This window comes from Mesorhizobium sp. P2_F8, from assembly GCF_056403655.1.
Window position 1 is genome coordinate 716,985 of the sequence record NZ_JBFUFB010000001.1, and the last position, 18,488, is coordinate 735,472.

Annotated in this window: 15 protein-coding genes; 7 read left to right on the forward strand and 8 right to left on the reverse strand. The window is 64.5% G+C overall.

The window, feature by feature from the left end:
- The first annotated feature begins 90 nt into the window (after positions 1–90).
- Complete coding sequence (locus AC1DZP_RS03465) at positions 91–897, forward strand: helix-turn-helix transcriptional regulator (RefSeq protein ID WP_477227580.1); 807 nt, start codon at positions 91–93, stop codon at positions 895–897.
- 4 nt (positions 898–901) lie between these two features.
- Here AC1DZP_RS03465 and AC1DZP_RS03470 read toward each other — a convergent pair whose 3' ends face one another.
- The 8 genes from AC1DZP_RS03470 to AC1DZP_RS03505 all read right to left on the reverse strand — a co-directional run bounded on the left by AC1DZP_RS03470 (position 902) and on the right by AC1DZP_RS03505 (position 10,777).
- Positions 902–2,968: a 3-hydroxyacyl-CoA dehydrogenase NAD-binding domain-containing protein gene (locus AC1DZP_RS03470; RefSeq protein ID WP_477300144.1), complete on the reverse strand. Its 2,067-nt coding sequence runs from the start codon at positions 2,966–2,968 to the stop codon at positions 902–904.
- Between the two features lie 166 nt (positions 2,969–3,134).
- Positions 3,135–4,082 carry an ABC transporter permease gene (locus tag AC1DZP_RS03475; RefSeq protein ID WP_477300145.1) on the reverse strand — a complete coding sequence of 316 codons (948 nt, stop codon included), beginning with the start codon at positions 4,080–4,082 and terminating at the stop codon, positions 3,135–3,137.
- A gap of 2 nt (positions 4,083–4,084) precedes the next feature.
- Positions 4,085–5,065 (reverse strand): ABC transporter permease, encoded by a 981-nt coding sequence (locus AC1DZP_RS03480; protein ID WP_457150204.1) that lies wholly within the window; start codon positions 5,063–5,065, stop codon positions 4,085–4,087.
- A gap of 1 nt (position 5,066) precedes the next feature.
- Positions 5,067–6,494: an ATP-binding cassette domain-containing protein gene (locus AC1DZP_RS03485; protein WP_477300146.1), complete on the reverse strand. Its 1,428-nt coding sequence runs from the start codon at positions 6,492–6,494 to the stop codon at positions 5,067–5,069.
- A 49-nt stretch (positions 6,495–6,543) separates the two neighbouring features.
- Entirely contained in the window at positions 6,544–7,557 is a 1,014-nt protein-coding gene (locus tag AC1DZP_RS03490) for a substrate-binding domain-containing protein (protein WP_095084081.1), read from the reverse strand.
- A gap of 94 nt (positions 7,558–7,651) precedes the next feature.
- A complete protein-coding gene (locus AC1DZP_RS03495; protein ID WP_457150202.1) occupies positions 7,652–8,542 on the reverse strand; it encodes an SMP-30/gluconolactonase/LRE family protein in 891 nt (296 codons plus the stop codon).
- A gap of 214 nt (positions 8,543–8,756) precedes the next feature.
- The gene (locus tag AC1DZP_RS03500) at positions 8,757–9,491 is read right to left on the reverse strand and encodes a response regulator (protein WP_457150201.1); all 735 of its coding nucleotides are present in this window, start codon (positions 9,489–9,491) and stop codon (positions 8,757–8,759) included.
- Positions 9,491–10,777, reverse strand: coding sequence for a sensor histidine kinase (locus tag AC1DZP_RS03505; RefSeq protein WP_477300147.1), 1,287 nt, complete (start codon positions 10,775–10,777; stop codon positions 9,491–9,493). The genes AC1DZP_RS03500 and AC1DZP_RS03505 overlap by 1 nt, the downstream gene beginning before the upstream one ends.
- Before the next feature lie 153 nt (positions 10,778–10,930).
- Here AC1DZP_RS03505 and AC1DZP_RS03510 point away from each other — a divergent pair, with 153 nt between their 5' ends.
- The 6 genes from AC1DZP_RS03510 (at position 10,931) to AC1DZP_RS03535 (ending at position 18,425) form a co-directional block, all read left to right on the forward strand.
- Positions 10,931–13,363 (forward strand): glucan 1,4-alpha-glucosidase, encoded by a 2,433-nt coding sequence (locus AC1DZP_RS03510; protein ID WP_477300148.1) that lies wholly within the window; start codon positions 10,931–10,933, stop codon positions 13,361–13,363.
- Positions 13,364–13,397: 34 nt separating this feature from the next.
- The gene (gnd, locus tag AC1DZP_RS03515) at positions 13,398–14,411 is read left to right on the forward strand and encodes a phosphogluconate dehydrogenase (NAD(+)-dependent, decarboxylating) (RefSeq protein WP_477300149.1); all 1,014 of its coding nucleotides are present in this window, start codon (positions 13,398–13,400) and stop codon (positions 14,409–14,411) included.
- Between the two features lie 22 nt (positions 14,412–14,433).
- The gene (gene zwf / locus AC1DZP_RS03520) at positions 14,434–15,810 is read left to right on the forward strand and encodes a glucose-6-phosphate dehydrogenase (RefSeq protein ID WP_477300150.1); all 1,377 of its coding nucleotides are present in this window, start codon (positions 14,434–14,436) and stop codon (positions 15,808–15,810) included.
- Positions 15,811–15,824: 14 nt separating this feature from the next.
- Entirely contained in the window at positions 15,825–16,526 is a 702-nt protein-coding gene (locus AC1DZP_RS03525; RefSeq protein WP_477300151.1) for an ROK family protein, read from the forward strand.
- Positions 16,527–16,740: 214 nt separating this feature from the next.
- The gene (locus tag AC1DZP_RS03530) at positions 16,741–17,202 is read left to right on the forward strand and encodes a Ros/MucR family transcriptional regulator (protein WP_095084073.1); all 462 of its coding nucleotides are present in this window, start codon (positions 16,741–16,743) and stop codon (positions 17,200–17,202) included.
- A 122-nt stretch (positions 17,203–17,324) separates the two neighbouring features.
- Complete coding sequence (locus AC1DZP_RS03535; RefSeq protein WP_477300152.1) at positions 17,325–18,425, forward strand: aminotransferase class I/II-fold pyridoxal phosphate-dependent enzyme; 1,101 nt, start codon at positions 17,325–17,327, stop codon at positions 18,423–18,425.
- The last annotated feature ends 63 nt before the right edge of the window (positions 18,426–18,488 follow it).

Sequence of the window (18,488 nt, forward strand, 5' to 3'; positions counted from 1 at the left end):
AATTTCAGGACGCTACCAGAGCCAATGGCGGCTAGTATATACCTCGCAGGTGGTATATCTGATCTATTTTCTCGTTTAAGGGGGTATGGATTGTCCCGCAGCGACGAATACGGCCAGCTTGCAACGCTTGTCACCGCGACGCGGGAGACGAGCGGCGACCTCTTCGGCAAGGCGATGGTCGATTGGCTGCGCCAGCATGTCAGCTTCGACCACTGCGTGATCTTCGGCTATCGCGGTGCCGCACGCCCGCCGCTGCTGTTCGAGACCTTTTCGCCGGCCGAAAGCCATGTCTTCGTCGCGCTCTACCAGGAAGGGCCGTATCTGCTCGACCCGTTCCACCATGCGGCGGTGGAGCGCAAGGAAGGGTTCTGGCGCATGCGCGAACTCGCGCCGGACCGCTTCTATGCCAGCGAATATTTTCGCTCCTACTACAGCCAGACCAGGTTGGCCGAGGAGGTCGGCTTCTTCGTGCCTTTGCCGGGAAAGGACGCGCTGGTGTTGTCGCTGATGCGGCTGCGTGCGTCGGGTCCGTTCGGCACCGCCGATGCCAGGCTTCTGCGCGACATGGCTCCGGCGGTGATCAGCTTCGCCAGATTGCGCTGGCCTGCCCTCCCGGCCGACGAACCGCCCGAGACAAAGCAGGACGAGACGATCGCTCCGGTCAACGAGTTCGATCGCGCCCATATCTGGCAGAGCCTGTCGCTGACGCCGCGCGAAAAGCATGTCGTCGACCTGGTGCTGCAGGGGCATTCAACCGAATCGATCGCCAGGGCGATGCGCATCGTGCCGGGAACCGTGAAGGTCCATCGCCGCAACATCTACCGCAAGCTCAAGATCAAGTCGCAGGCCGGCCTGTTCGCGCGATTCGTCGAGATCATCGACGCACGGGTCCGGTAATTCCTTAGCCCCCGGTTTCCCAGGAGCCGGTTTCGGCCATCCGCCTGAGCAATGGCGCCACCTTGAACACGTCCTTGCCCGTCCGCTGATGCCAATGGTCGAGCCGCTCGATGAGCTTGGCTGGACCTTCGAGGCCGGCCCAAAACATCGGCCCGCCCTTGCCGACGGGAAAGCCATAGCCGTTGGCCCAGACGACATCGATGTCGGAGGCGCGGGTGGCGATGCCTTCCTCCAGGATGTTGGCGCCCTCGTTGACCAGGGGATAGAGCGTGCGTTCGATGATTTCTTCCGCGCCGATAGCGCGCGGCACGATGCCCTTCTCGGCCGCCTTGTCGCGGATCAGCGCCTCGACTTGCGGATCGGTGACCGGCGTGCGCGCGCCGGCCTCGTAGAGATAGAAACCGCGGCCGGTCTTCTGGCCGAAACGTCCTTGTTCGCACAGGGCGTCGGCGATCACGGCCGTCTGGCCGCGCGCCTTGCGGTTGCGCCAGCCAATGTCGAGGCCGGCGAGATCGCCCATCTGGAACGGCCCCATCGGCCAGCCGAAATCGGTGAACGCCTGGTCGATCTGGCGCGGCGTTGCGCCCTCCAGCAGAAGCGCCTCGGATTCGGCGCCACGCGCCGCCAGCATACGGTTGCCCACAAAACCGTGGCAGACGCCGACGACGACAGCCACCTTGCCGATCCGCCGCGCCAGGTCGACGACGGTAGCCAGCGCATCGGGAGCGGTCTTCTCGGCGCGCACGATCTCCAAGAGCTTCATGACATTTGCCGGCGAAAAGAAATGCAGTCCGAGCACATCCTGCGGGCGTGAGGTCGAGGCAGCGATTTCGTTGATGTCGAGATAGGAGGTGTTGGTGGCGAGGATGGCGCCGGGCTTGGCCACCGCGTCGAGCTTGCCGAAGACCTCCTTCTTGACCGCCATGTCCTCAAACACCGCCTCGACGATCAAGTCGCATTCGGCGAGATCGGCATAGTTGGTGGAGCCCGTGAACTGGGCGAGCCGCTGCCGCTTGGCATCTTCGGTCAATGATCCCCGCGTGACGGAGACGGCATAGTTCTTGTCGATCGTGCCCAGTCCGCGTTGCAGCGCCTCCTGGCTGGTCTCCAGCAAGGTGACGGAATAGCCGCCATTGGCGAAAGCCATGGCGATGCCGCCGCCCATGGTGCCGGCGCCGATGATGCCGATACGCGCGATCCTGCGCTTGATGATATCCTTGCCGGGAACCTTTGCCGCCTCACGTTCGGCGAAGAACAGATGGCGCTGCGCGCGCGACTGGTCGCTGGCGACGAGCTCGACGAACAGCGCGCGCTCTGCCGCCAGCGCCTCGTCGAACGGCAGCGTAACGGCATTGCGCACCGCCTGCGCGCAGGCGACCGGCGCTTCGAGGCCGCGCGCTTTTTTGGCAAGGTCCGCCGCCTCGGCGTCGAAAGCCGCCAGGTCGGTTTCCCTAGGCCCATCATTTCGATCGCGCACCGGCGTGAAGGGACCACCCTTGCGGGCTATTTCCCTGGCGAAGTTCACGGCATGCGTGGTCAGATCGCCTTTGAAGACGGCGTCGATCAGACCGTCAGCATGCGCCTCTTCTGCACCGATCGGCGAACCGGAAACGATCATCTTGAGCGCCTTCACCGCGCCGACCAGGCGCGGCAACCGCACCGTGCCGCCGCCGCCCGGCAAGAGACCGAGCTTGACTTCCGGCAGGCCGAGCTTGGCGCCGGTGTCGGCGACGCGGAAATGACAGCCGAGCGCCAGCTCCAGGCCGCCGCCCAGCGCGGTGCCGTGGATGGCGGCGATCGTCGGCTTGGCGATGGTTTCCAGCGTCGCCACGATGGCGCGCAGTTCGGGCTGCTGCACCGGCTTGCCGAATTCGGTGATGTCGGCGCCGGCAACGAACGTTCGGCCGGCACAGGCGATGACGATCGCTGCGACCGACGGATCATCCCGCAACCCAACGAGAGCCTGCATCAGCGGTTCGCGAACATGAAAGCTCAGCGCATTGACCGGCGGATTGTCGACGGTGACGATGGCGACATCGCCGTCGCGGCTGACCTTCAGAAAATCGGACACGCAAACCTCCCAGCATTTGATGAGCGGCTTGCAGCCGCGCGCACGGGATTTACAGCGCCATGACGCTGATGGGAACCGGGTGCCGGCCTGGCACAATGATTACCGGCCTTGACGTACCCCTGATGCCGGCAGCCTCCGCCGCCACCACGCTGAGCGCCAATCGCAACTACCGCAGCGCCTTCTGCCCCCCAGCGGCCGTGATGACACCGACAATGATCAGCCCGGTCAGCAGCAGCCGCACGCCGGCGCTGACGCCGAACGTGTTGAGCATCGTCAAAAGCAGCACCAGGAACAGCGCCGCGCCCCAGACGCCCGGCACATTGGCTTTGCCGCCGGCCACCGAGGTGCCGCCAATGACGACGACGGCGATCGAGGCCAGCAGATATTCGTTGCCGATATCGACATTGGCGCCACGGAAATAGCCCGCGAGCAGCGCCCCGTCGATACCGCCGAGCGCCCCGGACAGCATATAGGTGAGGAAGCGTATGCGGCCGACATTGACGCCGGCAAGCCACGCCGCGCGGATGTTCTGGCCGATCGCCAACACCGAACGGCCATAGATCATCCGCTGCAGCGCGATGGCCGCGCCGATGGTGAACAGCACGGTGAGGATCGCCAGCACTGGAATGCCCAGCACCTGCCAGTTGGCGAAATCGGCGAAGCCGGGCGGCGGCTTGATCTGCAGCCCGCGCCCATAGCTGATGTCGATCGACTGGATGATGAAGCTGGCCGATAGTGTGGCGATGATCGGCGGAATGCGCAGCGCCCAGATCAGCAAATAGTTGGCGGCGCCGATCGCGGCACCCGTGGCGAGCGCCGCCAAAAGCCCGACCACGATCACGGCATCGTTGCCGTCCATCACCTTCATGGCGACGGCGCTGGCCAAGCCGATATTGGCCGGCAGCGACAGATCGACATTACCGGGCCCAAGCGTGATGACGAACATCTGGCCGACACCGACAATGACGGTGAACACCGCCAGCGACAGTGCCGCGGTGACCATGCCGCCGGCGCCATAACCGCCGGTGAAGGCGATCGTCGCCAGCCACACCAGCAAGGCGCCAAGGAACGACCAGATCCAGGGTTTGGCGAGCAGTGGTCTCAACGCGGCCATGGCTACCTCTCCCTGCGGCTGATCAGCACGCGGGCCGCCAGCACGATGATCAGGATGGCGCCATTGGCGGCCACCTGCCAGTCGGGCGGAATGTGCATGAAGGTGAGCAGCGGCGAGGCGGCCAGCGCCAGTGTCAGCGCGCCGATCACCGCGCCGATCGGCGACACCCGGCCGCCGACGAATTCGCCGCCGCCGAGGATGACGCCGGCAATCGCCAGCAGCGTATAGCCATTGCCGATATTGGCATCGGCCGAAGTGGTGATGCCGATCAGTGCCATGCCGGACAGCACGCCGAACAGGCCGGCCAGCGCAAACAGCACGATTTTGGTCTTGAGCAGCGACCAGCCGGCGCGGCCGAGGGCGGCCGGATTGCCGCCGGAACCGCGCAGGATCACGCCGTAGGAGGTACGCATCAGCCCGAAATGGACGATGAGCCCGATCAGCAGCGCCGCGATGATCGGGAACGGCACGAAAGGCGGCTTGAATGCCATGAACGCCAGCAGCCAGTCCGGCGCCTTGCCGCCGGGTTTGGGCAGGACGAGGATGGCCAGCCCTTGCCAGACGAAGCTCATGCCAAGCGTCACCACGATCGAAGGCAGGTTGCGCAGATGGATCAGCGCGCCGAGCAAGGCATAGACGCCGATCGAGCCGAGCAGGATGGCGACACCGATCAGCGGCGCGTCCTTCAGCCACGTCGCGGTAACGCAGCCGACGAAACCGACGAAAGTGCCGATCGACAGGTCGAGCTCGTTGCCGGCGATGACGAACATCTGCGCGATCGTCGCCAGGGCGATCGGGATCGCCAGGTTCAGCATCAGGCTGAAGCCGAAATAGCTGATGGCCCGCGGATTGAGCCAAGCGATGGCGAGTAGCACCAGCGCCAGCGACAGCGCCGGCAACAACCCGCGCAACAGGCGGGCACGGGCCAGCGCGCCACGCTCGGCGGAACTCCTGGCAGTGGTGTCGAGGCTGGCGGCCTTCATCTCAGGCCGCATCGCCGAACGAAGACTGGATGATCTTCTCTTCGGTCAATTCGTCGCGGCCCAGATTGGCGACGATGCGGCCGTTCTTGAAGACATAGATGTGGTCGCAATTGTCGAGCTCTTCGGTTTCCGTGGTGTACCAAAGGACCCGATGCGCGGCGTCGATATAGGCACGAAGCTGGAGGTCTATGACCTCGTACAGGAAGACGTCCGAGCCAAGCGCCCGGGCAAACAGCGCCTTCTGCTGGTTACCGCCCGACAGCGAGAAGATGTTGTCGTTCATGTCCGGGGTGCGGATGCCGATCTTCTTTTGCCAGACTGCAGCGAGCTCGGCCTCGCGCTGCGGCGAGATCAGCAGCCCGTTGCGCAAACGCGCCAGCGAGCGGATGCCGATATTCTGCGCAATCGACCATTGCGGGAAGATGCCGTCCGACTGGCGGTCGCCGGCCACCAGCGCCACCGGCGCGGTGACCTCGATACCGGCTCGGGCACGCGATGCAGCAGCGAAGATCGCCAGCAACAGGTCGGTCTGGCCATGGCCCGCCAGACCGGCCAGGCCGATGATCTCGCCGGCACGGGCGACAAGGTCGGTGCCGTCCTTCTGCACGGCGGGTCGCGCCCGCACCCGCAGCGCGCTGGCCCCCGGTTTGGCGTCGGCGACTTGCGCCGCGATCTTCTGGCGCGCTTCCGCCCCGCCCATCGCCGTCACCAGCCGGTCGCGGTCGAAGGCACCAGCGGCGTCGGCGACAACCACCTTGCCGTCGCGCATCACCACGATGCGGTCGGCGTTCCGCAGCACCTCGCCCAGCACATGCGAGATCAGGATGCAGCTTTTGCCGCCGGCGACGAAGCGGCGCACGAAGGCTAGCAACTGTCCTGCCGTGTGCGCGTCGAGCGACGATGTCGGCTCGTCCAGGATGACGAGGTCGAGCCTATCCTGCGTGACCGTGAAGGCGCGCGCCACCTCGACCATCTGGCGCCGGCCGATCGACAGGTCGCCGACGATGTCGGACGCCGAGATGCTGTGACCGGGAAAGATCTCGTCGAGCTTGACGGCGATCAGTTCGGCCGCCTTGCGCCGCCAGCCGAAGCCGCGCAGCGACGCATGGTTGATGCGCGTGTTTTCGGCGACGCTGAGATTGGGACACAACGACAGTTCCTGGAACACGCAGCGTATGCCCAGTTGTTGGGCCCGCGACACCGAGTAACTATCCTCGATGCCGCCATGCACGCCGATCTGGCCGCTGTCGGGCACCAGCGTGCCCGCAACCATGTGCATCAGCGTCGACTTGCCGGCGCCATTGTGGCCGACAAGCCCGACGCATTCGCCGGGGCCAACGTGGAAATCCACGCCGCCCAGCGCGCGAACGGCGCCGAAATGTTTTTCGGCGCCGTTCAGTCTGATGATGTCAGCGTTCCCTGCAACCATGCTCAACGATATCCGCTCGACGATACGGACGGCAACGCTTCTCCGACACTCACTTGATATTGGCTTTGATGGCCGCGATCGCGTCCTCTTGCGTGTATTCGTGGCTGGCAACGCCACCCTTGACGATCTTCGGCAGCTCGGCTTCGAAATCGTCCTGGGTAAAGGCCAGATACGGCACCAAGAGATCGTGCGGGATGTCGGTGCGGCCGTCGAGCACCTGTTGCGCCACCCAGAAAGCCAGCGACGACACGCCCGGCGCGATCGACGCCGACCAGGTCTTGTAGCCGTCCTTGTCCTTCTGCTCCTTCCACCACTGCAATTCGTCCTGGCGGTTGCCCATGATGATGGTCGGGCGCGGCTTGCCGGCGGCGGCAAAGGCCTGCGCAGCGCCATAGCCGTCACCGCCCTGGTCGACGATGCCGACGACATCGGGCAGCGACGGCAGGATGGTCGCGACCGCCTTCTGCGCGGTGGTCTGGTCCCAATCGCCGGTCACCGAGCCGACAATCTTGAACTCGGGATGGGCAGCGACACCTTCAAGGATGCCGGCATGGATGGCGTCGTCGATCGAGGTGCCGGCAAGGCCACGGATTTCCAGCAGATTGCCGCCCTTGGGCTGGAACTTGGCCATCTGCTCGACTTCCTGCTTGCCCATGTCCTTGAAGTCGACGACGACGCGATAGGCGCAAGGTTCGGTGACGGTGCCGTCGAAGGAGACGACGGTGATGCCGGCGTCACACGCCTGCTTGATGGCGCCGTTGAGTGCGTCCGGCGAAGCGGAGTTAATGACGATCGCGTCATAGCCCTGCAGGATCAGGTTCTGCACCTGAGCCGCCTGCGTCGGCACTTCCTTGTCGGCGGTCGTGAAGATATCGGCCGCGCCGACGACCTTGTCGGCGACCGCCTTCTTGGTGACGATGCCATAGCTGTCGAGCATCGCCTGCCGCCACGAATTGCCGGCGTAGTTGTTGGAGAAGGCGATCTTCTTGCCACTGGTGTCGGCAAGTGCGGTGCCCGAGGCGAGCATCGCCGCCAGAGCGCCCAAGACAAACAGTTTCTTCATGTCGTAATCCTCCCAGATGTTTACTGCTGCAGTTCCTGCCGGTTTTGACCCCGGCCTCACTCCCAATCTGATTTGAGCACGGACGGTCCCGAACTCAAAACAGTCTCAATCCCGGCACGCGCACCCGGAGCCGGTACAGCGACGTCGATGCGGCGATGTAGAGGCTTCTCAGATCATCGTCGCCGAAGGTGAAATTCGCGCAGTCTTCCGGCGTCCGGATGACGCCCAGAATGGCACCCGACGCGTCGAAGACATGGATGCCGCCGGGGCCGGTGCAGTAGACATTGCCGCGGCTGTCGATCTTCATGCCGTCCGGCGCTCCCGGCCCGTCACCCTCTGTCACCGCCCACACCGCACCGCCGTTGAGGTCGCCATCCGCCTCGACGCCGAACACCCTGATATGTCCGCGTTCGGTGTCGTTGATAAACAGCCGCGACTCGTCCAGCGAGAAGCAAAGGCCGTTCGGCTGGACGAAATCGTCGGCCAGCAATGTCAGCCGGGCGCCGTCGCCGTCGATGCGGTAGACGCCCTGGAAAGACAATTCCTGCGGCCGCGGCACGCCGTAGAATTCCACCCGGCCATAACCCGGATCGGTGAAGTAGATCGAGCCGCCGGTGGCAACGACGATATCGTTCGGGCTGTTGAGCTGCTTGTTCTGATGGTGTGTGGCAAGAACGGTCACGCTGCCATTGGGCTCGGCGCGGGTCACTCGGCTCGTCGCGTGCTCGCAGGTGACCAACCGTCCCTGGCGGTCCAGCGTACTGCCATTGGCCTTGTGGCTCGGCTCGCGGAACAGTTCGATCTCGCCCGAGGCACTGCGGCGATACATGCGGCTTTCCGGAATGTCGGAGAAAACCAGCCACTTTTCATAGGGGTGCCACACCGGCCCTTCGAGGAAACCGAAGCCGCTCGCCAGCGTTTCGATCGTCGCATCGCCGACGACGTCGTCAAAGCCGGAATGGCGAGCTCGCGCCGACACCGACATCACTGGTGCCTGGCGGCGCGAACAGCCGTGCGAATTCGCATGGCGACGAATGGCATGAGCGCTTCCCTGACATGTTTTCTTATTGGGGATCGAAGGTAGTTGCGGCACCGGCGTGGCGATACGGGTCAAAGCGCACGCCCGACTGTGCATTTGCACAGTCGGGTCCAAGCAAAGCAGAAGTGTCAAACGGCTTTCCGAACCGCTCTGGCTGCGGTCAGTGATCGGGCGAAGCCTGCGCCAGCCAGGCGTCGAGCCGGTCCTGCTCGCGGCGCAGCGCGTCGATGTTGATCAGGCCGCGCGCCATGGCGAGATAGATCGCCCGCGTCCGCGAGTTGAACACGGATGCATCGCCGGCCCCGTCCTCCGCCGGCACGATACCGAGCTTGTCGTAGACATGCTTGATGCGGCTCTGCGCGCCGCGGATCGACAGGCCGCGGCGCGCGGCGATCGCCCGGTCGGTCAGGCCAAGCGCGATGTCGATCAGGCTTTCATATTCGCCGTCGGTGATTCCTTCGAACTTGTCCTGGACGCGGTGCTGGATGCCGCGAATCTCGCGGTCGATGATGCAGTGGCCCTCGCGGAAAACGCCGCGCAAGGCCGAGCGCATGCCTTCCTCCGTTGCCGATTTCAGCACATAGCCATAGACCGAGCCCGGCGGCACGATACGCGCCACACCGCGCACATAGGCCTCGTCGGCGAAGTTCGACCAGAATAGGATGTGCGTGCCGGCGCGGCGGTTCCAGATCGCCCTGGCAACCTCGATCCCGGTCGCCTTCGGCATCTGCAGGTCGAGCACGACATGCGGCGGCTCGCGCTCGGCCGCCAGGTTGATGGCGTCCTCGCCGTCGCTCGCTTCGATCACCTCGACGTCGCCGGGCCACAATTGCTCGACGGTGCGCCGCGCGAAGGTGCGGTGCAGTCCGTCATTTTCGGCGATCATCACAAGCATCAAATGGCCTCCGACACGGCGAGCTGGCCAGGCGCCGCTGCAGCCGCCGCAACCGGCAGCTCCCGCAACGGCCGGCGGTCGATCTCCACGACGACACGGGTGCCGCCACTCTTGCGGCCGGCCTGCCCGATGCGCAGCCGCGCACCGATCAGCGCGGCGCGCGTATGCATGTGGCCAATGCCGCCATGGGCGGCCGGATCGACAGCGCCGCAGCCCTGGCCGTCATCGGTGACAATCACCCGCAGCACGCTTGCGGTCGACGCCAGCAGCACATCGATGCGGCGCGGCGCGGCGTGGCGAACCGCGTTGTTGATGGCTTCCTGCACGATCCGGTAGAGTGCCGTGCGGACGGGCTCCGGCAGATTGTCGGCGCCGCCGTCGCTGGTGTCGGCGATGCGCACGGCGATGGGCGGTTTGGCTCTGGCGACACTGCGGTTGAGATGCGCTTCGACCGCATCGCGCAGGCCGAACAGTTCGAGCACGCTCGGCCGCATGTCGTCGACGATGTGGCGCAGTTCCGTTAGGCAGCCGGCGACCTCCTGCTCAAGGTCGGCAAGCTGCGCCGCCCGCGCCACGCCCTGGCCGCGCAGGGCCGAAAGCTGGCGTGCGATGCGGGCGAGGTCGGCAAGCGTCTGGTCATGCAGGTCCATCGCCATGCGCCGGCGTTCGCGCTCCATGCCTTCGGTCAGCTGCGAGGCGCCGACGCGCAGCAATTCGACGCGGTTGCGCGCCTCGCTCTCGGCAAGCATGGCGCGGCGCGCCTCCTCGGTCTGGATCAGCGCAAAGATATAGGGCGCGATCAGGTCCGCGCATTGCTGGGCGACTGCGACATCGGCAAGCGTGTAGCAGCCGACCTCGTGCCGGCTGATGTTCAGCGCCCCGATGATGCCGCCGCGCGCCCTGAGCGGCACGACGATGCGGCTGCGCAGCTTGGCGGCGAAGATCGGTCCATCGATCGCAGTGGCGAAATGGAAGCGCTCGTCGCGCAGCGCGTCGTCGGAAAGCAGATAAGCCACCTCGCCCCACAGCACCGAGCGAATCGGGCTGACTTCGGTCGGCAGCGGATGCTGGGCAAGCTCGCTCCAGCTGGTGTGGAAGCCGGCTTCATAACAGGCATGCCTGCGCCCATCATGCGACAGCACCGCCAGATCCATATGGTCGTGCGGAATGAGCGTGCCGATCTCGATGGCTGTGGCGCGAAACGCCGTGCCGGGATCGATATGGCCAGCAAGCGCCGCCGAAATCGCCAGCAACCGGTCGATCAGGACCAGGGACACCTCCGGCATTGGCTTCGCGATCCTCCCGTGCCGGGAATAGTGGACGCTACCCGGCGCCGCTGTCAACGAGGGCGCGATTGGCGGTGGCGATCAACTTGCGGTGCAACGATTGAAAAGGGTTCGCGTCCTGGTCTAGGGAAAGGGCCAGGAGATCGCAATCGAATGCCAGTGACGCCAACCGTTGCTCCGGGCGCCCCGGGAATCCCGGCTCGCTGGACGTCAAGCGCCAAGAGTGGCGTTGGAACGTCCCTTTCCCCAAGCGGCCATATCTGGTTCACGATCAGCCATGGCATCCTCAACGAGATCTACTATCCGCACCTCGACCGCGCCTGCACGCGCGACCTTGGCCTGATCGTCACCGGCCCCGAAGGCTATTTCTCCGAAGAAAAACGCGATGCTGTGCACGCCATCGAACCGTTCGAGGATGGCGTGCCGGCCTACAGGCTGGTCAACACCGCGACCGACGGTGCCTACCGGATCGAAAAGCGCATCCTTGCCGACCCGGCGCGGCCCGCTTTGCTGCAGGAAATTACCTTCACAGCGCTCAAGGGTGCCGCCGGCGACCATCGCGTCTACGCCTTGCTGGCGCCGCATCTCGTCAATGCTGGCATGGGCAACACCGCCTGGGTCGGTAACCACAAGGGAAAACCTGTGCTGTTCGCCTCGGGGCGCGGCACCTGCCTGGCGCTGGCATCGTCACTGCCCTGGCGCACCGGCTCGGCCGGCTATGTCGGCGTCTCCGACGGCTGGCAGCAACTCCACAATACCGGCGAGCTCGATCCGGCCTGCCAACGGGCCGAGAACGGCAATGTCGCGCTGACCGGCGAGATCGGCTTTACCGCTTCCAAGACAACGGCCTTGCTGGCGTTGGGCTTTGGCGCGACATCGGACGAGGCGGCCGAAAATGCCTTCGCCAGCCTGAAGCAAGGTTTTGAGCCCGCCGCCAAAGCCTACGTCGAGAGATGGCGGAAGTGGCAAAAGAGCCTGCTGCCGCTGGACCGGCATGGCGAGTCCGGGATCAACTTCTATCGCGTCTCGACCGCGGTTCTGTCGACCCACCGGTCGATCGCCATACCGGGCGCGGCGGTCGCCAGCCTTTCGATTCCGTGGGGCTTCAACAAGGGTGACGACGACCTCGGTGGCTACCATCTGGTCTGGCCGCGCGATCTGGTCGAGACGGCCGGAGGTTTTCTCGCCGCCGGCGATGCCGCGTCGGCCCTGCAAATCCTCGACTATCTCAGCTCCATCCAGCAGCCGGACGGCCACTGGCCGCAAAACGCCTGGCTCGACGGATCGGCCTATTGGCCAGGCATCCAGATGGACGAATGCGCCTTCCCGTTGCTGCTGGCCGATGCACTGCACCGCGCCGGGCACCTGCCGCAAGCCAGGCTGCTCGCCTTTCAGCCGATGATCGAGCGCGCCGCCGGCTATGTCGTGCGCGACGGACCCGTTACCGGTGAGGACCGCTGGGAAGAGGATGCCGGCTACAGCCCGTTCACGCTTGCCGTCGAGATCGCGGCACTGCTTGCCGCGGCCGACCTGCTCGACGCCTGCGGCAAGCAGGTCGCCGCGACCTATCTGCGCGAGACCGCCGATGTCTGGAACGACCAGGTCGAGCGTTGGACCTATGTCACCGGCACCGCACTCGGCAGGCAGGCCGGCGTCGACGGCTATTACGTGCGCATCGCTTCACCCGACAGCGCCGGGGCCGGTTCGCCGAAGGACGGCTATGTCCCGATCAAGAACCGGCCTCCCGGCGATACCGACCAGCCAGCCGAGGCGATCGTCAGCCCGGACGCACTGGCTCTCGTCCGCTTCGGCCTGAGGGCAGCTGACGATCCGCGTATCGTCGACACCGTCACGATCATCGATGCGCAATTGCGCTGCGACCTGCCGCAAGGGCCGCTCTGGTACCGCTACAATGACGATGGCTATGGCGAGCATGAGGATGGCGCACCCTTCGACGGCACCGGCCAGGGCCGGCCGTGGCCGTTGCTCGCCGGCGAACGCGCCCATTACGAGCTTGCAGCCGGACGCAAGGACAGAGCTGTGGACCTGCTGGCTGCTCTGGAAGGCTCAGCCGGGCTGGGCGGCCTGCTACCCGAACAGGTCTGGGACGGCGCCGACATGGCCGAGCGCGAACTGCTGCACGGTCGCCCCTCGGGCAGCGCCATGCCGCTGGTCTGGGCGCATTCGGAGCATATCAAGCTGTTGCGCTCGGTACGCGACGGCACGGTCTTCGACATGCCACCTCAAGGCGTCAAGCGGTACATCGAGGACAAGACCGTGTCGCCGTTCAGGACATGGCGCTTCAACAACAAGATCCGCACGCTGCCGGCCGGCAAGACGCTGCGCGTCGAGCTCTTGGCCCCGGCGACGGTTCGCTGGAGCAGCGATCACTGGGCGACCGCCGCCGACAGCCAGACGATCGAGAACGCCTTCGGCATCCATCTTGCCGATCTGTCCACCGCCAGCCTCCCCGCCGGAAGCACGCTGATCTTCACTTTTTTCTGGCCCGAAGCCGGCGATTGGGAGAATGTCGACTTCTCCGTCATATCAGGCGATCAGGATAGCCAGTCGATCCTTCCTCGATAAACCCAGTAAATCTCCAGGAAACAGGGACGAAACCATGCAGATCGGAATGATGGGATTGGGCCGGATGGGCGCCAACATGGTCCGGCGCCTGATGCGCGACGGCCACGAATGCGTCGTCTACGACATCAACCCGGCCAGCGTCGCGGCTCTGGTGACCGACGGCGCTTCAGGGACGGCATCCATGGAAGAATTCGTCGGCAAGCTGGCCAAGCCGCGCTGCGTGTGGCTGATGCTGCCGGCGGCGATCACCGGCAAGATCATCGATCAGGTGGCCGCCCTGATGGAACCCGGCGACATCATCATCGACGGCGGCAATTCCTACTATCACGACGCCGTCGACCAGGCCGCGAAACTGGCCGCCAAGGGTATCCATCTTGTCGATGTCGGAACCAGCGGCGGTGTCTGGGGCCTTGAGCGTGGCTATTGCCTGATGATCGGCGGTCCCGACGTGGCGGTGCAGCACCTTGATTCGATCTTTGCCACGCTGGCGCCCGGTGCCGATGCCGGCTCCAATCCGCCCAAGGATGCCGGGACCGCACCCTTTGGCTATCTGCATTGCGGGCCGAGCGGTGCCGGCCACTTCGTCAAGATGGTGCACAACGGCATCGAATATGGCGTGATGGCCGCCTATGCGGAAGGCATGAACATCCTGAAGTCGGCCAATGCCGGCAAGCGGCAACGAACGGCGGACGCCGAGACCAGCCCTCTGGAAAACCCGCAATACTACCAGTTCGACGTCGACCTCCCTCAGGTGGCCGAGGTTTGGCGGCATGGCAGCGTCATCGGCTCCTGGTTGCTTGATCTCACCGCGGGCGCACTGAAGAATGATCCGGGCCTGGCGAATTTCGGCGGCCGCGTCTCGGATTCCGGCGAAGGCCGCTGGACGCTGAAGGCGGCGATCGACACCGGCGTGCCGGCGCCGGTTCTGTCCTCGGCGCTGTTCGACCGCTTCTCCTCGCAAGGCGAGTCCGAATTCTCCGACAAGCTGCTCTCGGCAATGCGTTATGCCTTTGGCGGCCATGTCGAGAAGCCGAAGTCCGGCTCGTGACGGCGGCAGGGGAGACACGCCGATGAGCCCGGAACGGTCCGACACGCTGGTGCTCTTCGGAGCCACCGGCGACCTCGCCCACAAGAAGATATTTCCAGCCCTTTACCAGATGGTGGCCAAGGGCACGCTCACCGAACCGGTGATCGGCGTGGCGTTCGACGCCTGGGATCTCAAGCAATTGCAGGCGCGCGCCCACGACGGCATCGTCAATGCACTCGGCAAGATCGACGAAAAATTGTTCGCCAAGTTCGCCTCCCTGCTGCGCTATGTCAGTGGCGACTACCGCGATCCGGCGACGTTCGAGAAACTCAAAACTGCGCTCGGCACCGCCCAGCGGCCGCTGCACTACATGGCGGTGCCGCCGACCATGTTCGAGACCGTCGTCCAGGGACTGGAGCAATCGGGCACGGCTCGTGGCGCACGGCTGATGGTGGAAAAGCCCTTCGGCCACGACCTGCAGTCGGCGCGCTGGCTGAACCGGGTCCTGCATCTGGTTTTCGACGAACAATCGATCTTCCGCATCGACCATTATCTCGGCAAGGAAGCGATCCAGAACCTGCTCTATTTCCGCTTCGCCAATTCCTTTCTGGAGCCGATCTGGAACCGCAACTTCGTCGAGAGCGTGCAGATCACCATGGCCGAGGATTTCGGCGTCGAGGGGCGTGGCCGCTTCTATGACAATGTCGGCTGCATCAGGGACGTCATCGAGAACCATCTGCTCAACATCCTGCTGCTGCTTGCCATGGAGCCACCCGTCGGCCGTTCGGCCGACGATTTGATCGACGAGAAGGTGCAGGTGCTGCGGGCGATCCGCACCTTGACGAAAGACGATGTCGTGCGCGGTCAGTTCACCGGCTATCTCGCCGAACCCGGCGTGGCACCGAACTCACCGGTCGAGACCTTTGCCGCGGTGCGTTTCTTCGTCGACACCTGGCGCTGGCAGGATGTGCCGTTCTTCATCCGCGCCGGCAAGAACATGCCGGTGCATGTCACCGAAGTGGTGGTGCGGCTGAAGCGGCCGCCGCTCGACGTCTTCGATCCGATCAAGCCGGCCGACCAGAACTACGTTCGCTTCCGCATCGATCCGCAAGTGGTGATCGCCATCGGCGCCCAGCGCAAGGCGGCGGGCGACGACATGATCGGCGAACAGGTCGAGCTGACGGCGCTCGACGACAGCAAGAGCGACATGCCGCCCTATGAGCGGCTGATCGGCGATGCCATGAACGGCAACGGCCAGCTGTTCACCCGCCAGGACGCCAGCGAAATGGCCTGGCGCATCGTCGGCCCGGTGCTCGGCGACACCACGCCGCCGCACGTCTATGAACCGCTTACATGGGGTCCGGCGGACGCGATGGCCGGGTTCGGGCCGCCCAATGGCTGGATCGATCCGGTAAAGTGAGTGGAGGTGGCGCAATGGCCAAAGCGGTGAAACAACCGGCATCGGCTGAGAAGATCGTGCTTGCGATCGATATTGGCGGCTCGCATGTCAAGATTCTCAGCAGCGCCGGCGGCGTGGAGCGGCGCGCCGACTCCGGGCCCGGCCTGACGCCGCAGCAGATGACCGATACGGTAAAGAAGCTAGCCGAGGGCTTGTCCTACGACGTCGTCTCGATGGGCTACCCCGGCCCGGTCACCCACAACAGGCCGCTCACCGACCCTGCCAATCTCGGCAAGGGTTGGGCCGGCTACGATTTCGCCGCGCAATTCGGCAAGCCTGTGAAGGTGGTCAACGACGCGCTGATGCAGGCCATCGGCAGTTATGAAGGCGGCCGCATGCTGTTCATCGGGTTGGGAACCGGTCTCGGTGCCGCGATGATCGTCGACAACGTCGCCCAGCCGATGGAACTCGCCCATCTTCCCTACAAGAAGGGCAAGAGCTTCGAGGACTATGTCGGCGAACGCGGCTTGGAAAAGCGCGGCAAGAAGAGATGGCGCAAATATGTCTTCGACGTCGTCGACCGGCTCCGCGCCGCCATGCAGCCTGACTACGTCGTCATTGGCGGCGGCAATGTCGACAAGCTCGATGAATTGCCCGCCGACAGCCGGCGCGGCGACAACACACGCGCCTTTGAAGGCGGATTTCGTTTGTGGCGCGACAAAGCGCTGATAGTCTGATATTGTTATTGTTTAATATAGTTGTTCAAAATAACGTGTGCCGCGGCATCAAGTCATTGCGCTGCGCAGATTTGCCGACTAGGAATCCCGCGCCACAACAACGCTGCCGTCCCGTGGATGCACAAAGGACGCCGTAGCATTTTGATTTTGCGCATGATCCTTTCCGGGAATCGAATCCGATTTTCAGGTCATTCGCTTTAGACGGAGAAATAGATTGACCGACGATAACGACAGCGCCCGTAAAGACATCGACCTGCTCGAGCTGACCGCTCACATCGTGTCCGCTTACGTCGAGAAGAACCGCCTGCCCGCTTCTGGTCTCGCCGATCTCATCGCCAGCGTCAGCACTTCGATAAGCGGGCTCGGCCAGCCGGTGGTCCCGGTGGCAGCTCCGCTGGTCCCGGCGGTCAACCCCAGGAAATCGGTGACACCGGATTTCATCATCTGCCTCGAGGACGGCAAGAAGTTCAAATCCCTGAAACGTCACCTCGGCGTGCATTTCGGCCTGACGCCGGACGCCTATCGCGCCAAATGGGGCTTGCCGGCTGACTATCCCATGGTCGCCCCCAACTATGCCGCTTCGCGTTCGCTGCTGGCGAAGTCGATCGGCCTCGGCCGCAAGGCCGCCGAAGTCGTGCCCGCCAAGGGCAGGGGCAGGAAGAAGGCCTCGGCCTGAGCAATTCGGTCCTGAGCCAACACTTAGGACGACTGGAACAGAAGCCTGCCGGCGAATCCGCCTTGGCAGGCTTCATGTTTTTGTGGCTTGGATGAACCGAACGGGGTCTTTTGGGGGAAGCCATGAACTACACCAGGATGGTGATCGAGAAAGAGGCGCCGGAAGAGTACGGCTACGACCGGATCCGCTACAATCTTTCCGAAAGTTCGATCGCCGACCAGAAACTCTCCGATATCGGCCTATCCTTGCCCGATCTCACGCTCTTCTACGGCGAGCATCGCGGCGACAAGGAATTGCGCGCGCTGATTGCCGCACAGGACGCCGGCGTCTCGCCCGACGATGTCCTGGTCACCGCCGGTGCTGCTGGCGCCCTGTTCATCATCTCGACCTCGCTGTTGTCGCAGAGCGATCATCTGGTCGTCATCAGGCCCAACTACGCCACCAACATCGAGACCCCAAGGGCGATTGGCTGCGCCATCAGCTTTGTCGACCTGGCCTTCGAGGACGGCTTCGCCATCGATGTCGGCCAAGTTGCGGCGGCGATACGGCGGAACACCAGGCTGATCAGCGTCACCTGCCCCCACAACCCGACCGGCACGATGATGAGCCGCGCCGACCTCGACGCCCTGGTCGCGCTCGCCGAAGGCAGGGACTGCCATCTGCTGGTCGACGAAACCTATCGCGACCTCTCCTATGGCAAGCGCCTGCCGTCCGCGGCATCGCTGAGCCCGAAGGCGATCAGCGTCTCGTCGCTGTCCAAGGCCTTCGGCATTCCCGGCATCCGCATCGGTTGGCTGATCACCAGGGATGCGGAACTTCAGGAGAAATTCCTCGCCGCCAAGGAGCAGATCGGCATCTGCGGCAGCGTCATCGACGAAGGCATCGCGCGCGGCATGCTCGAGCGGCGGGACGTGTTCCTGGCGACGCTGCTGCCAGAAATGGCCAGGCGCCGCGACATCGTCCAGGCCTGGATCGACCGCGAGCCGCTGGTCGACTGGGTGCGCCCTGAAGGCGGTGTCGTCGGCTTCCCGCGCCTGAACGTCGATCCCGACTTCGACCTCGACCGGTTCTATGTGAACCTGCTGGAAAACCATGGCGCCTATGTCGGGCCCGGCCATTGGTTCGAAATGCCAAAGCGCTTCTTTCGCGTCGGTTTTGGCTGGCCGACGGAAGCCGAGTTGAGGAGCGGCCTCGACGCTATCTCCGCGGCGCTCAGGCAATAACGTCCTCGTGCAATCAACGGAACAGGGTGAAAATTCGTTGATCCAGCGCTGATTTTGGCGCAC

Coding starts and splice junctions, on each gene's coding strand:
- AC1DZP_RS03490 (WP_095084081.1), bottom strand. CDS start 7,557: ATGAAGAAACTGTTTGTCTTGGGCGCTCTGGCGGCGATGCTCGCCTCG.
- AC1DZP_RS03525 (WP_477300151.1), top strand. CDS start 15,825: ATGGCCAAAGCGGTGAAACAACCGGCATCGGCTGAGAAGATCGTGCTT.
- AC1DZP_RS03495 (WP_457150202.1), bottom strand. CDS start 8,542: ATGTCGGTGTCGGCGCGAGCTCGCCATTCCGGCTTTGACGACGTCGTC.
- zwf (WP_477300150.1), top strand. CDS start 14,434: ATGAGCCCGGAACGGTCCGACACGCTGGTGCTCTTCGGAGCCACCGGC.
- AC1DZP_RS03485 (WP_477300146.1), bottom strand. CDS start 6,494: ATGGTTGCAGGGAACGCTGACATCATCAGACTGAACGGCGCCGAAAAA.
- gnd (WP_477300149.1), top strand. CDS start 13,398: ATGCAGATCGGAATGATGGGATTGGGCCGGATGGGCGCCAACATGGTC.
- AC1DZP_RS03535 (WP_477300152.1), top strand. CDS start 17,325: ATGAACTACACCAGGATGGTGATCGAGAAAGAGGCGCCGGAAGAGTAC.
- AC1DZP_RS03510 (WP_477300148.1), top strand. CDS start 10,931: ATGCCAGTGACGCCAACCGTTGCTCCGGGCGCCCCGGGAATCCCGGCT.
- AC1DZP_RS03500 (WP_457150201.1), bottom strand. CDS start 9,491: ATGCTTGTGATGATCGCCGAAAATGACGGACTGCACCGCACCTTCGCG.
- AC1DZP_RS03480 (WP_457150204.1), bottom strand. CDS start 5,065: ATGAAGGCCGCCAGCCTCGACACCACTGCCAGGAGTTCCGCCGAGCGT.
- AC1DZP_RS03475 (WP_477300145.1), bottom strand. CDS start 4,082: ATGGCCGCGTTGAGACCACTGCTCGCCAAACCCTGGATCTGGTCGTTC.
- AC1DZP_RS03505 (WP_477300147.1), bottom strand. CDS start 10,777: ATGCCGGAGGTGTCCCTGGTCCTGATCGACCGGTTGCTGGCGATTTCG.